Source organism: Streptomyces sp. NBC_00483 (assembly GCF_036013745.1).
GTDB lineage: Bacteria > Actinomycetota > Actinomycetes > Streptomycetales > Streptomycetaceae > Streptomyces.
Genome location: NZ_CP107880.1, coordinates 9,486,732 through 9,500,842 on the forward strand (window position 1 = coordinate 9,486,732; position 14,111 = coordinate 9,500,842).

General features: G+C 71.5%; 11 protein-coding genes. 8 read left to right on the forward strand and 3 right to left on the reverse strand.

Going from position 1 to position 14,111, the window contains the following annotated elements; all coding sequences use genetic code 11:
- Positions 1 to 152: 152 nt before the first annotated feature.
- From OHA73_RS42415 to OHA73_RS42425, 3 genes are read left to right on the forward strand one after another with little or no spacing between them, the layout of a single operon-like run.
- Positions 153 to 1,319 carry a pyridoxal-phosphate-dependent aminotransferase family protein gene (locus OHA73_RS42415; protein WP_327658008.1) on the forward strand — a complete coding sequence of 389 codons (1,167 nt, stop codon included), beginning with the start codon at positions 153 to 155 and terminating at the stop codon, positions 1,317 to 1,319.
- Complete coding sequence (locus OHA73_RS42420; protein WP_327658009.1) at positions 1,316 to 4,219, forward strand: FAD-binding and (Fe-S)-binding domain-containing protein; 2,904 nt, start codon at positions 1,316 to 1,318, stop codon at positions 4,217 to 4,219. The genes OHA73_RS42415 and OHA73_RS42420 overlap by 4 nt, the downstream gene beginning before the upstream one ends.
- Positions 4,216 to 6,186: an enoyl-CoA hydratase gene (locus OHA73_RS42425; protein WP_327658010.1), complete on the forward strand. Its 1,971-nt coding sequence runs from the start codon at positions 4,216 to 4,218 to the stop codon at positions 6,184 to 6,186. The genes OHA73_RS42420 and OHA73_RS42425 overlap by 4 nt, the downstream gene beginning before the upstream one ends.
- An 85-nt stretch (positions 6,187 to 6,271) precedes the next feature.
- On the opposite strand, the gene OHA73_RS42430 is transcribed toward OHA73_RS42425, so the two are convergent.
- Complete coding sequence (locus OHA73_RS42430) at positions 6,272 to 6,838, reverse strand: universal stress protein (protein ID WP_327658011.1); 567 nt, start codon at positions 6,836 to 6,838, stop codon at positions 6,272 to 6,274.
- Between the two features lie 286 nt (positions 6,839 to 7,124).
- Between OHA73_RS42430 and OHA73_RS42435 the strand changes: the two genes are divergently transcribed.
- The 3 genes from OHA73_RS42435 (at position 7,125) to OHA73_RS42445 (ending at position 9,480) form a co-directional block, all read left to right on the forward strand.
- Positions 7,125 to 7,517 (forward strand): SAV_915 family protein, encoded by a 393-nt coding sequence (locus OHA73_RS42435; RefSeq protein WP_267073504.1) that lies wholly within the window; start codon positions 7,125 to 7,127, stop codon positions 7,515 to 7,517.
- A 17-nt stretch (positions 7,518 to 7,534) separates the two neighbouring features.
- Complete coding sequence (gene lysA / locus OHA73_RS42440; protein ID WP_327658012.1) at positions 7,535 to 8,872, forward strand: diaminopimelate decarboxylase; 1,338 nt, start codon at positions 7,535 to 7,537, stop codon at positions 8,870 to 8,872.
- Positions 8,873 to 9,054: 182 nt separating this feature from the next.
- Positions 9,055 to 9,480, forward strand: coding sequence for a nitroreductase/quinone reductase family protein (locus tag OHA73_RS42445; protein WP_327658013.1), 426 nt, complete (start codon positions 9,055 to 9,057; stop codon positions 9,478 to 9,480).
- A gap of 33 nt (positions 9,481 to 9,513) precedes the next feature.
- On the opposite strand, the gene OHA73_RS42450 is transcribed toward OHA73_RS42445, so the two are convergent.
- On the reverse strand, positions 9,514 to 10,062 hold the full coding sequence (locus OHA73_RS42450; RefSeq protein ID WP_266724439.1) for a sugar O-acetyltransferase: 549 nt from the start codon (positions 10,060 to 10,062) through the stop codon (positions 9,514 to 9,516).
- 197 nt (positions 10,063 to 10,259) lie between these two features.
- Between OHA73_RS42450 and OHA73_RS42455 the strand changes: the two genes are divergently transcribed.
- Both OHA73_RS42455 and OHA73_RS42460 read left to right on the forward strand, forming a co-directional pair.
- Positions 10,260 to 12,176 (forward strand): alkyl/aryl-sulfatase, encoded by a 1,917-nt coding sequence (locus OHA73_RS42455; protein ID WP_327658014.1) that lies wholly within the window; start codon positions 10,260 to 10,262, stop codon positions 12,174 to 12,176.
- A 50-nt stretch (positions 12,177 to 12,226) separates the two neighbouring features.
- Positions 12,227 to 13,120, forward strand: coding sequence for an NAD(P)H-binding protein (locus OHA73_RS42460; protein ID WP_327658632.1), 894 nt, complete (start codon positions 12,227 to 12,229; stop codon positions 13,118 to 13,120).
- Here OHA73_RS42460 and OHA73_RS42465 read toward each other — a convergent pair.
- A complete protein-coding gene (locus OHA73_RS42465; protein ID WP_327658015.1) occupies positions 13,099 to 14,106 on the reverse strand; it encodes a 1-aminocyclopropane-1-carboxylate deaminase in 1,008 nt (335 codons plus the stop codon). The genes OHA73_RS42460 and OHA73_RS42465 overlap by 22 nt on opposite strands.
- Between the last annotated feature and the right edge of the window lie 5 nt (positions 14,107 to 14,111).

Here is a 14,111-nt window from a genome sequence, read left to right on the forward strand (position 1 = left end):
ATCCCAACCGGGGCCGGTACGCGGTCTTTGGTCCCAACCGGCGACCCGTACGCGGCCGTTGACGCGTCGGCGAGGGGAAGCCTACGCTCCATGTGCCGCTTCACGGTACGGCGTGCCATCTCACGGCACAACACCTTGAGGAGTCGAACCGCATGACGCTCCGCACCGGCCGCCACTTCCTGCAGATCCCCGGCCCCACCAACGTCCCCGACCGGGTCCTGCGCGCCATGGCGGCGCCCACCATCGACCACCGTGGCCCGGAGTTCGCCGAGCTGACGAAGCGTCTGCTGGCCGCGCTCAAACCGGTGTTCGGTACGGCGGGGCCCGTCGTCGTCTACCCCGCCTCCGGCACCGGTGCCTGGGAGGCCGCGCTGGTCAACACGCTCAGCCCCGGCGACCGGGTGCTGTCCTTCGAGACCGGGCACTTCGCCGTCCTCTGGCGCGAGATGGCCCGCGGCCTCGGCCTGGACGCCGATACCGACGCCCTGCCCGGTGACTGGCGGCACGGCGCGGACCCGGAGGCGCTCGCCGAGCGGCTCGCCGCCGACACCGACCACCGGATCAAGGCGGTCTGCGTCGTCCACAACGAGACATCGACCGGTGTCACCAGCCGCATCCCCGAACTGCGCGCGGCGATCGACTCCGTGGGCCACCCCGCCCTGCTGTTCGTCGACACCATCTCCTCGCTCGGCTCCATCGACTACCGGCACGACGAATGGGGCGTCGATGTCACCGTCGCCGGTTCACAGAAGGGGCTGATGCTGCCGCCGGGCCTCAGCTTCAACGCCGTGAGCGACAAGGCCCTCGCCGCCTCCCGGACCGCCCGGCTCCCCGCCTCCTTCTGGCGCTGGCAGCCGATCATCGACGCCAACGCCAAGGGCGCCTTCCCGTACACACCGGCCACCAACCTGCTCTACGGCCTGGACGAGGCGCTGCGCATGCTGGAGGAGGAAGGCCTGGAGAACGTCTTCGCCCGGCATGCCCGGCACGCCGCCGCCACCCGTGCCGCGGTGGGCGGCTGGGGACTTGAGGTGCTGTGCGCCGACGAGCGCGAGCACTCCGGTTCGCTCACGGCCGTCCTGATGCCCGAAGGACACGACGCCGACAAGCTCCGCAAGATCATCCTGGAGCGCTTCGACATGTCACTCGGCTCCGGCCTCGGAAAACTCGCCGGCCGTGTCTTCCGCATCGGCCACCTCGGCAACTTCAACGACCTGACCCTCGCGGGCACGCTCGCCGGAGTGCAGATGGGCCTCGAACTCGCCGGAGTCCCGGTCCAACGGGGCGGCCTCGAAGCGGCGTTGGAGGTACTGCGATGACGGCCCCCAGCGAAGTCCGCACCGCCGCCCGTGACCTCGAGGCCGCGCTGCGCCGCGACCTCGACGGCGAGGTCGCCTTCGACGACTACACCCGGCACCTGTTCTCCCGCGACGCCAGCATGTACGCGATCGAGCCGCAGGGTGTCGTCTTCCCGCGCCACGCCGACGACGTGCGGGCCGCGGTCGCGGCGGCCGCAGAGCACGGTGTGCCGCTGGTGCCCCGGGGCGCAGGGACCAGCCTGGCCGGACAGACCGTGGGCCCCGGCCTAGTCCTCGACCTCTCCCGGCACATGCACCGCATCCTCGAACTCGACGCCGACGCGCGCACCGCACTCGTCGAACCCGGCGTGGTCCAGGACCAGTTGAACCGGGCCGCCGCGCCGCACGGCCTGATGTTCGGCCCGGACACCTCGACAAGCAACCGCGCCACCATCGGCGGCATGGCGGGCAACAACTCCGCGGGCAGCGGGTCGATCCGCTACGGCATGACCATCGACCACGTACGGGAGCTCGACGTCGTGCTCTCCGACGGGAGCACGGCCCGGCTTGCCCCCGTCGACGAGGAGGAGCGCGCCCGACGGGCCGGCCTCGACACTCTGGAGGGGCGGCTCTACCGCGAGCTCCCCAAGATCGTGGAGGCGCGCGCCGGGGCGATCGCCACAGGCTTCCCGGCGTACTGGCGGCGCTCCGGCGGCTACCGCCTCGACCGCCTCGCCGACCGCTCCGGCGATGCCCCCTTCGACCTCGCTAAGTTCGTCGTCGGCTCGGAAGGCACCCTCGTCGTCGCCACCCGCGCCCTCGTCGACCTCGTGCCCAAACCCGCCCGCACGGTCATCGCCGTCGGTCACTTCACCTCCGTCGCCGGAGCCATCGAGGCCACCGAGGACGCGCTCGCCTGCGATCCGTCCGCCGTCGAGATGATGGACCGGACGATCCTCGACCTCTCCCGGCAGAAGATCGAGTACGCCTCCCTCGGAAACATCCTCGAAGGAGACCCGGAGGCCCTGCTCTTCGTCAGCTTCACCGGTGACGACGAGACCGAACTCGGCCGTCGGCTCCAGGAGTTGACCGCACTCTGGAAGCGGCACGGCCACGGCTACCACACGCTCCAGGCCGTCACCCCCGCCCAGCAGTCCGGGCTGCTCAAGGTCCGCAAGTCCAGCCTCGGCCTGCTGATGGCCGCGAGCGAGGGCACCCGGCGACCGCTGGCCTTCATCGAGGACACCGCGGTCGACCCCCAGCACCTCGCCGCGTACACCCGCCGCTTCAAGCAGGTCCTCGACCGGCACGGCCTCGACGCCGGTTTCTACGGCCACTGTTCGGTCGGCTGTCTGCACATCAGGCCCTTCGTCGACGTCGCCGACCCCGCCCAGGTGCGGACGATGCGCGCGGTCGCCGAGGAGATCAAGGAACTGGTACGGGAGTACGGCGGCGTCAACTCCAGCGAGCACGGCGACGGCCTGGCCCGCAGCGAGTTCAACCGCGAGCTCTACGGCGACGACCTGTACGAGGCGATGCGCGAGGTCAAGGGCCTCTTCGACCCGGAGAACCGGCTGAACCCCGGCAAGATCGTCGACGCCCCGGCGATGACCGAACACCTCCGCGACGCGGCGCTGCCGCCCGCGCCGGCCCTGCGAACCCACCTCGACTTCGAGGTCGTCGGAGGCGGCGACATGCGCGGCGCCGCCGACCGGTGCATGAACATCGGCCTGTGCCGCAAGAGCGACGCGGGCGTGATGTGTCCCTCGTACATGGTCACCAAGCACGAACACGACTCCACGCGCGGCCGCGCGAACGCCCTGGTCAAGGCGCTCTCCGAGCCCGACCCGAAGGCGGCGCTGGGCGACGAGGGGCTGCACGACGTCCTCGACCTGTGCCTGATGTGCAAGGCGTGCAAGAGCGAGTGCCCGCTCGGCGTCGACATGGCCACGCTGAAGGCCGAGACCCTGGCCCACCATCACGAGCAGCACGGCACGCCGCTCCGGTCACGGGTGTTCGGCGCCATCCGCCGCCTCAACCGGCTGGGGTCGGCGACCGCTCCGATCTCCAACCTCCCTTTGCCGAGGCGGCTGTTGGAACGCGGACTCGGTATAGCCAGCGCCCGGCCGTTGCCCGTGTTCGCCCGCCGCAACCTCGTGACGTGGTTCCGGCGCAGGCCGGGAAGCGTGGCCGGAAGCCAGGGCACCGTGACCCTCCTCGCCGACTCCTTCACCACGTACACCGACCCGGACGTCGGTCGCGCCGCCGTCGAACTCCTCGAACGGGCGGGCTGGCACGTGCAGTTGGAGAGCGGCGGCTGCTGCGGCCGCGCCGCCTTCTCCAAGGGTCTGCTCGACCAGGCGAAGGCACAGGCAGGCGATCTCGTGCACCGCCTCGCGGACGCGGGGGACGGCCCCATCGTCGGCTGCGAACCCTCCTGCCTGCTGACCCTGCGCGACGAACACCACGCCCTGCTGCCCGGCGACCCGGCCGTCGCCGACGTGTCCGGACGGGTGAAGCAGTTGGAGGAGCTGCTGACCGAGGCCATCGACGACGGCAGGCTCCCACTGCGGGACGACACGGGGCCCGCGGGTCGCCGCATCCTCTTCCACGGGCACTGCCACCAAAAGGCGGAGGTCGGCACCGCGGCGACCGTGGCGCTCCTCCAGCGCATCCCGGGCGCCGAGGTCGTCGAACTCGATGCCGGATGCTGCGGGATGGCGGGCTCCTTCGGCTTCGAGGCGGAGCACTACGAGACATCCATGGCGGTCGGCGAGGACCGGCTCTTCCCCGCGGTCCGGGCCGAACCGGACGACACCGTGGTCGCCGCCACCGGTGTCTCCTGCCGCCAGCAGATCCACCACGGCACGGAGCGCACGGCGGTGCACCCGCTCCAGCTGATACGGGAGGTGTTGCGATGACCGTCACCGCAGGGGCGCTCGACGGCGTCCGCGTCCTCGACCTCACCCAGGTCATGGCGGGTCCGTACTGCACGATGCTGCTCGCCGACCTCGGCGCGGACGTCATCAAGGTCGAGTCACCGGAGGGCGGCGACCAGACCCGCACCTCCATGGGCACGCCACGGCCCGGCAGCGACACCCCCGCCTTCCACGCCCTCAACCGCAACAAGCGCAGTGTCACCCTCAATCTGCGCACCGACGCCGACCGCGCGGAGTTCTTCCGGCTCGTCGCCGACGCGGACGTCGTCGTGGAGAACTTCCGGCCCGGTGTCACCGACCGCCTCGGTGTCGGCTACGAAGCCGTCCGCGAGGTACGGCCCGACATCATCTACGCGTCGATCTCCGGCTTCGGCCAGTACGGCCCGTACGCCGACCGGCCCGGCTACGACCTCATCGCCCAGGGCATGGCGGGCGCCGTCAGTGTCACCGGCGACCCGGACGGGCCGCCGGTCAAGTGCGGGCTGCCGGTGGGCGACCTCGGCGCGGGCATGCTGTGCGCGCTGAGCATCGCGGCCGCGCACGTCCACCGGCTGCGCACGGGGGAGGGGCAGTACCTCGAAACCTCCCTGTACGAAGCGGTGTTGGCGATGTCCGTATGGGAGTCGGTCGAGTACTTCGCCGGTGGCGAGCCCCCGCAGCGGCTCGGCTCCGCGCACCGCATGTCCGCGCCCTACCAGGTCGTCCGCACCAAGGACGGCCATGCCACCATCGCCGCGAACAACCAGCGGCTGTGGCTGCGGCTGTGCGAGGCCCTCGACCTGCAACACCTCGCGGACGACGAACGGTTCGCGACCAACACCGACCGGATGGGTCACCGCGCCGAGCTGATCGCCCTCCTCGAAGGGCGGCTCGCGGCGACCAGCACCGAGGAGTGTGTCGCCCAACTCCTCGACGCGGGCGTCCCCTCGGGGCCGATCCTCGACTACGGGCAGATCCTCGAGCACGACCCGCACGCGCGGGCCCGCGGCATGGTCGAGGAGTACGACCACCCGGTCGACGGCCGCAGCCGCGTCGTCGGCTTCCCGGTGAAACTCGCCCGCACCCCGGCCCGGCTGCGCCGCCACCCGCCGGTGCTCGGCGAGCACAACGAGGAACTCCTAGGAAAGGGGACGGAGTTGACGCCCGACGATGAGGCGGGAGGCGGCTCCGTCACCTGGACCCGCCACGCGGTTCCCGGAACCGACACGTACGCCGCCCACCTCACCCTGGTCAACCCGGACCGGCGCAACGCCCTGACCCTGCGCATGTACGACCAACTGGAGCGCGCCTGCCGGGAGATCGACGCCGACCCCGACATCCGGCTGACCGTGCTCCGCGGAGCGGGCGGGCGGGCGTTCGCGGCCGGCACCGACATCCGCGAGTTCCGTGACTTCAGCGGGGAGGACGGCGTGGCCTACGAGCGTCGCGTCGGCCTCGCCGTCGACCGGCTCGCGGCGATGCGGATGCCCGTCGTCGCCGCGGTCGAGGGCCCGGCGGTCGGCGCGGGCAGCGCGCTCGCGAGCTGCTGCGACGTGGTGGTGTGCACCCCGGACGCCGTCTTCGGCGCCCCCATCGGCCGCACGCTCGGCAACTGCCTCGCCCCCGCCATGATCTCCCGCCTCTACGCGGGACTCGGCCGCGCCCGCACCCTGCGGTCCCTCCTCGCCGCCCGCCTGATCACGGCGAAGGAGGCCTTCGAGTCCGGTTTCGTGGCCGACATCGTCGACCCGGCCGACCTGGACACATGCCTCGCGGAGCTCACCGCGGACATCGCCCGCTGCGCGCCACTCACCCTGGCGGCCCTGAAGGAGGCGGACCGGCGCGTGCTGGCCGCGTCCGCCCCCGGCCACGCCGAGGACCTGTACGCCCGCGTCTACGGCAGCCGGGACTTCGCGGAGGGCGTGACGGCTTTCCTGGAGAAGCGGAAGCCGGAGTGGGAGGGGCGGTAGGCCTCCACGTCGAGGTGCCCGGGGGTGTCGGAAGGACGGTAGATCTCCACACCCCGGTCTTCGGGGGTCGCTGCCCCGTCCGCCGTCACGTCGCGGGCGGCGTGGTCTCCCGAGCGAAGTGCCGTGTGTCCAGGCGCAGTCGCCACACATTGCGGCGGTGCGCCATCGCGAGGTCGGCCTCCAGCGGGGGCGACGGAACGGTGAGGACCGGGCAGGCGGCGTGCGCGACGCAGTAGCGGCTCACCGAGGGGCGGAGCGCCCGGTGGAGCCTGCCGCGGTGTCCGGCGCCGACGACCAGGAGGTCGTCCTCCCGGTCCGCGGTCATGGCCAGGGCCCTGCCGGGTGTGCCACGCGCCAGAACGGCCCGCAGGGGAACGCCCGGCCCTCCGGGGAACACCTCGCGGACGGCGGTGACGAGCGTCGTCCGGGCGAGGTTCTCCCAGTCGAGGCCCGGGAGCGGGGCGGCGGGCGCCCGGCGCGCGTGGAGTTCTCCGCCGGGTGGCTGCCAGGCGAGCACCGCCCAGAGTTCGGCCCGCCGCTGGCCGGCCTCGTCGGCGGCCCGGCGCAGGGCGGCACGGCTCCCCGGGGTTCCGTTCACTCCCACCACGACCCGGGTTGCGGGCAGGGCCGGAGGCGCATCAGAACCGGTCATCGCTTCACGCTCCGTCAACTACCGCCGGGCGGCGCCCCGTCGGCGGTTCTCTGCTGGACTCCTCACCCATCCCACCCTCGTACGGTCGCCCGCGCCCAGCCGTTCCGTCGCTTCTTGGCGCACTCCTGACGGCTGCGGGCCACCATCGGAGCGGCTCCTGTCAGCAGCGCGTCAGCATCGCCGCGATCACCGTCAGCGTCCCGTCAGGACGGTGCCGGGGGTGGGGGGAGAGCGGGCATAGCGTCCTCGGTGAGCCACCATCCCCGGACTCTCCAGGAGGCATCCCATGGCACAACCCGTGAACGACGAGGACCCGGAACCCTCCGAACGGTTCCCGGCCGGCCCCCTCTACGTTCCCGTCCGGCCGGGCCCACTCGGGTGCGCCGCCCGGCTGTTCCGCACCCCGCTCGGTGACCGTACGGCCGTCGGCTTCACCTCCGAGCGTGCGCTGACCGCCACCCTCGGCGCCGGCCAGCCGTGGGTCCGGCTGGCCGAGCCCGCCCTGCGCGACATGACCGCGCCGCTCGGCGCCGCCACCGTCACGGTGGACCCGCAACTCTCCGCTCCCGCACCGGTTTTGCGTCCGAATCACCACACACGGAGCCCGCACACGAGAGGCACGCTCCGGGGAGCCGGGATCGCCGCCCTCGTCATGGCGCTGTCGTACTGGATCGGCTGAGGAAGGGCGACGACACGATGACCACCATTCACGAACCTGTCACCACCACCGCGACTCCCGAGGAACTGTCGGTGTGGCCGAGCTCCACCACGGAACCGCGCCCCGGCGACGCGACCGTCGGCGGTGTGTCGCTCGCGGAGGTAGCGGGCCGCTACGGCACTCCCGTGTACGTACTCGACGAGGGCGAGGTCCGCCGCCGCTGCCGGACCTACCGCGACGCCTTCCCGGAGACCGAGGTCCACTACGCGGCCAAGGCGTTCCTGTGCCGGGCCATGGCGCACTGGGTGATGGACGAGGGCCTCGGCCTCGACGTGTGCTCGGCCGGTGAGTTGGAACTCGCGGTCGCCGCGGGCTTCCCCGCCGACCGGATCGTTCTGCACGGCAACGCCAAGACCCCGCACGACCTGAAGCGGGCCCTCTGGTACGGGGTGGGCCGCATCGTCATCGACAGCCCCTCCGAGATCGCCCGGATCGCCGCGGCGGTCGGCCCCGACGGCCACCAGAAGGTGATGGTCCGCGTGGTCCCCGGCATCAGCGCGGGCGGCCACGACAAGATCCGTACCGGCACCGAGGACCAGAAGTTCGGCCTGTCCATCAGCGACGGCTACGCCCAGCACGCCATCGCCCGCATCCTCGACCAGCCGCAGCTCGAACTCACCGGCCTGCACTGCCACTTGGGCTCCCAGATCACCGACGTCAAACCGTATCTGGCGGCGGTGCGCCGCATGGCGGGCCTGATGGCCCGCCTGAAGGAGCAACACGGGCTCACGCTGCGCGAGTTGGACATCGGCGGCGGACATGGCGTCGCCTACCGCCCCGGCGAACCGGCCATGGACCTCACCCGCCTGGCCCGCAAGGTCCGCGCCGAGCTGGCCGAGGCGTGCGCGGCGGCCGGGCTCACCGTGCCGCGTCTGATCATCGAACCGGGCCGGGCCGTCGTGGGGCCCGCGGGGGTCGCCCTGTACCGCGTCGTGTCCGTCAAGCACACCGGCGGCCGCACCTTCGTCGCCGTCGACGGCGGCATGAGCGACAACCCGCGGCCCGCGCTGTACGGGGTGCGCTACGCGCCGCGCCTGGTCGGCCGCAGGGGCAGCGCGGACCTCGCCCCGGTCACGGTCGTCGGCCGGCACTGCGAGGCCGGTGACGTGCTCGCCGCCGACGCCCGGCTCCCCGACGACGTACGGGCGGGCGACCTGATCGCCGTTCCGGTGGCCGGCGCCTACCACCTGTCGATGGCCTCCGGCTACAACGCAGTTGGCAGGCCACCGGTGGTCGCCGTCCACGACGGGCGCGCCCGACTCCTCGTACGCCGCGAGTCATTGGAGGACATCCACAGCCGCGACGTGGGCCTGTAGAACCGGCCCCGGCTGCGGCTGACGCTCACGCCTCCTCGCCGGCCTCGGCCGGCCGGCGCTGATTCCCGGGCCGTCCGGTCTTCGGGTTCAGCAGGATCAGCCGGACCGGCAGGGGGTGCCTACTCTTGGAGGGCAGGGAAGGGACGTCACGGCGCCCCCGACGGAGGAGAAGAGGTCCCACCATGTCCACCAGGAACTATCTGCGTCCGCCCTGGGCGGCGCGTGTCATCGGGGGACGCATGGCGCGCCTGGTCAAGCCCAAGGTGGTCAGCCTGCTCTCGGTCCCCGGCCGCACCACGGGCGCCTGGCGCTCGACCTCCGTGGCCGTGCTCGACCACGGGGGTGCGGAGTACCTGCTGGCGGCCTACGGCGACACCGAGTGGTCCCGCAACCTGCGCGCCAGCAAGTCGGGCCGTCTCACCCGGCGCGGCCGCGTCGAGCAGTTCACGGCGGTCGAGGTCGGACCGGCCGAGCTCCCGGAGCTCATGGCGGCCTACCTGAAGGAGTTCGGCAAGCTCCCGAACGTCGCCAAGACCTTCGACGCGCTGCCGGATCCGGCCGATCACCCCGCCTTCCGCATCACGGTCACGGGGAGCGGGCGCGCGTAGAGCGGGCCGGGGCTCATGGGGGTGTCCCCGGGGTCAGTCCTCCCAGTGTTTGCGCTCGGCCGCCGCGGGGCCGGTCACCAGCGTGTTCGGTGGTACGTCCTTGGTGACGACGGTGCCGGCGCCGACCACGGCGCCGTGGCCGATCGTGACACCGGGCAGTACCGTCACCGCCGCGCCGAGCCATGCGTTGTCCCCGATCGTGACGGGCGCCCGCGTGTAGTACTCGGGGCGCTCGGACCCGCGGATCGGGTGGTTGGAGGAGATCAGGTTGGTCTTCGGTCCGATCAGCACGCCGTCGCCCAGGCGGATCCCGCCCTGGTCGAAGAACGTGCAGCTCTGGTTCACGAAGACGTGCTCGCCGAACTCGATGCGCAGGCCGTAGTCCGTGTAGAAGGGCGGATAGACGGTGACGGACTCGGGCATCGGCCTGCCGATGATGTCGGAGAGCAGCGCCGCGCGTGTGGTCTTGTCGTCGAAGGGCAGGACGTTCAGCCGTGAGGTCAGCGTGGTGACGTACTCGATGCGCTCGGCCACGCGCGCGAACTCGGGTGTGCGGACGTAGACGCGATCCTGCTCGGGCATGACGGTTCCTCACTACGGACGGCTTGGGTGCAGTCATCAAAGCGAGCGGTGGATACCCGGATCAAACAACGTTCTTGGCGGGCAAGGACAACAGCTGGTTGTACGCCTGGGGAGGGTGTGGCGGGGGGTAGTTGGCGTACCGATGTGGATGCGGGTCGGGCCTGACGGTCGAGTCGTAAGAGTGCGAATCTGGCGATATGACTTCAACGCCCAAAGAGTCACCCAAGGTCCCGTCCCATCCCGCGCAGCCGATCATCAACCGGAACCAGGCGGACCTGCGCTCGCGCCTCCCGTTCGAGGACACCCAGGACTTCGAGGACGCCGCACGGGGGCTCATCGCCCGGCGGACGCCCAGCGCCGTCGAGGCCGCGGACGGCACCGTCGTCTGGGACAACGACACGTACGCCTTCCTCGGGGCCGAGGCGCCCGACACGGTGAACCCCAGCCTGTGGCGGCAGTCCCAACTCGTCGCGCAGCAGGGCCTGTTCGAGGTCGTCGAGGGCATCTATCAGGTGCGCGGTCTCGACCTGTCGAACATCACGTTCGTCGAGGGTGCCACCGGTGTGATCGTGATCGACCCGCTGATCTCGACCGAGACCGCGGCGGCGGCCCTCGCCCTGTACCGGGAGCACCGCGGCGAGCGCCCAGTCACCGGCGTCCTCTACACCCACTCGCACGTCGACCACTTCGGCGGCGTCAAGGGTGTCACCACGCAGGAGGACGTCGACGCCGGGCGGGTGCCCGTGATCGCGCCGGAGGGCTTCACCGAGCACGCCGTGGCCGAGAACGTGTACGCGGGTACCGCGATGGCCCGCCGCGCCGCCTACATGTTCGGGGCGGCGCTCGCGCGCGGTCCGCAGGGGCAGGTCGGCGCCGGGCTCGGCCAGACCAACTCGACCGGCACCGTGACCCTGATCCCGCCGACCGTGACCATCACCACGACGGGTCAGGAGGAGACCGTCGACGGGGTGCGCATGGTCTTCCAGATGGCGCCCGACACCGAGGCCCCGGCCGAACTCCTCGTCCACTTCCCCGACTTCAGGGCCCTGTGCACCGCGGAGGACGCCACTCACACGCTGCACAACCTGCTGACCCTGCGCGGCGCCGTGGTGCGTGACCCGCATGTCTGGTCGCATGCGATCACCGAGACGATCGACCTGTTCGGCGACGGGACGGACGTCGTGTTCGCCTCGCACCACTGGCCGACCTGGGGCCGGGAGCGTGCCATCGCATTCCTGGAGACCCAGCGGGATCTGTACGGCTACCTCCACGACCAGTCCCTGCGCCTGATCAACAAAGGCTGGACCGGCAGCGAGATCGCCGAGCACCTCGAACTGCCCCCGGCCCTGGAGAACGCCTGGAACACCCACGGCTACTACGGCTCCGTCAGCCACAACGTCAAGGCCATCTATCAGCGTTACATGGGCTGGTTCGACGGCAACCCGGCCCATCTGTGGCAGCACCCGTCCGTCGAGGCCGGCAAGCGCTACGTCGAGTTCATGGGCGGCGCCGACGCCGTCGTGACCAAGGCCCGCGGCTCCTTCGACACCGGGGACTTTCGCTGGGCGGCCGAGGTGCTCAGCCACGTCGTCTTCGCGGAGCCCGGGCACGCCGCCGCCCGAACACTGCTCGCCGACACCCTCGAACAGCTCGGCTACGGCGCGGAGAACGGCGTATGGCGCAACTTCTTCCTCTCCGGCGCCACCGAACTGCGCGAAGGCCGGTTCGGCACGCCCGCGGTCGCCGCGTCGCCGGACCTCATCGCGAATCTCTCTCCGACCAGGCTGTTCGACGCCCTCGCCATCCAGGTCGACGGCCCCAAGGCGTGGAACGAGAAGCTCGCCGTCGACATCCTGCTCACCGACGTCGACGAGCGCTACAGGGTCCGCCTCGCCAACGGGGTGCTCACCTACAGTTCCGCACCGCAGAGGACCGCGGCCGACGTCAGCCTCACCACCACGGCCCCGGTACTGGCGCGCCTCGCTGTCACCGGTCTCACATCGGAGGGTCTTGAGCGAGCGGGTGTCCGGGCCGAGGGCGATGTTTCGGCGCTGGCCCGGCTCGCCTCGGTGCTGGACCCCGGCGACCTGGACTTCGCGATCGTCACACCATGAGGTTTACCGAGTAAAAAATGTAACTCGGTTACGTTATGATGTCTGCCGTGATGATCTACAAGGCGCAGCAGACGGACGTGGAGCACGACGGGGCACGCCCCGTCCTCGTGACAGGAGCCACCGGGCGGATCGGCCGCGCGGTGGTCGACGAACTCCTGGCCGCGGGCGTGCCCGTGCGGGCGCTCACGCGCGATCCCGCGGCCGCGGACCTCCCGGACGGGGTCGAGGTCGTGGCGGGCGACTTCGCCGAGCCCGCCTCGCTCGACCGCGCGCTGCGCGGCGTGCGCTCGGTGTTCCTCCTGTGGACGGCGCCGCCCGCCACGGCAGGGGCCGTCATCGAGCGGATCGCGGCCCACACGCGAAGGATCGTCCTCCTCTCCTCGCCGCACCGCACACCGCACCCGTTCTTCCGGCAGCCCAACCCGATGGCCGAACTGCACGCCGGGATCGAGCGCCTGATCGCGGACTCGGGGCTCGATGCCACGATCCTCAGGCCCGGCATGTTCGCCTCGAACGTGCGCCTGTGGTGGGAGCCGGCGATCAGTGCGGGCGAACCCGTCCGATGGCCCTACGCCGCCGCGGAGACCGCCCCGATCGACGAGCGCGACCTCGCCGCCGTGGCGGCCCGCACCCTGTACGAGGACGGGCACACCGGCGGCGACTACGTCCTCACGGGCCCCGAGGCGCTCACCCACGCCGAGCAGGTGCGCGTGATCGGCGACGTCATCGGCCGCCCGGTCCCGTTCGAGGAGCTGACGCCGGACGGGTTCCGGCGCGCGACCGAAGGTGTCTGGCCGCGGCCGGTCGTCGACATGCTGCTCGACGCGTGGGGCGCGAGCGAAGGGCACCCGGCGTACGTGACATCGACGGTGGCCGACATCCTCGGGGTGCCCGCGCGGACGTTCCGCGAGTGGGTCACCGATCAGTGGAAGGCGCCGCTGTAGGCATTGAGGGCCGGCTGACCGCCGAGATGGGCGTAGAGGACGTTCGAGTCCTTGGGGATGTCCCCGCCGTGTACGAGGTCGATGAGCCCGGCCATCGACTTGCCCTCGTACACCGGGTCGAGGATCACGCCCTCCAGTTCGCCGGTCAGCCGGATCGCGTCCACGGTGGAATCGACCGGGATGCCGTAGCGGTCACCGGCCCAGCCCTCCAGAACGGTGATCTCGTCGTCACGCAACTCCCGTCCGAGGCCGATGAGTTCGGCGGTGTTGCGGGCGATCTTCGCCACCTGGGCGCGGGTCTCGTCGATCTTCGCCGAGGCGTCGATGCCGATCACCCGGCGCGGCCGGTCCTGGCCCGCGAACCCGGCGATCATGCCCGCGTGTGTGCTGCCGGTGACGCTGCACACCACGACCGTGTCGAAGAAGACGCCCAACTCGCGCTCCTGCTGCTCCACTTCGTACGCCCAGTTCGCGAAGCCGAGGCCGCCGAGCGGATGGTCGGAGGCGCCAGCCGGGATCGCGTAGGGGGTGCCGCCCGCGGCGCGTACGTCCTCCAGGGCCTGCTGCCAGCTGTCCTTGAAGCCGATGCCGAACCCGGCCTCGACCAGGCGTACGTCGGCGCCCATGATCCGGGACAGCAGGATGTTGCCGACCTTGTCGTTGACCGCGTCGGGCCAGTCCACCCAGCTCTCCTGCACCAGTACGGCTTTCAGGCCCAACTTGGCGGCGACCGCGGCCACTTGCCGAGTGTGGTTGGACTGCACGCCGCCGATGCTGACGAGCGTGTCCGCGCCCTGGGCGAGCGCGTCGGGGATCAGATACTCCAGCTTGCGGGTCTTGTTGCCGCCGAAGGCGAGCCCGGCGTTGCAGTCCTCCCGCTTGGCCCAGACGCGCGGGCCGCCAAGGTGCTTGCTGAGCCGGTCCAGGGGGTGCACGGGGCTGGGGCCGAACAGGAGGGGGTGGCGCTCGAAGTCGTTCAGGGGCATGGGGA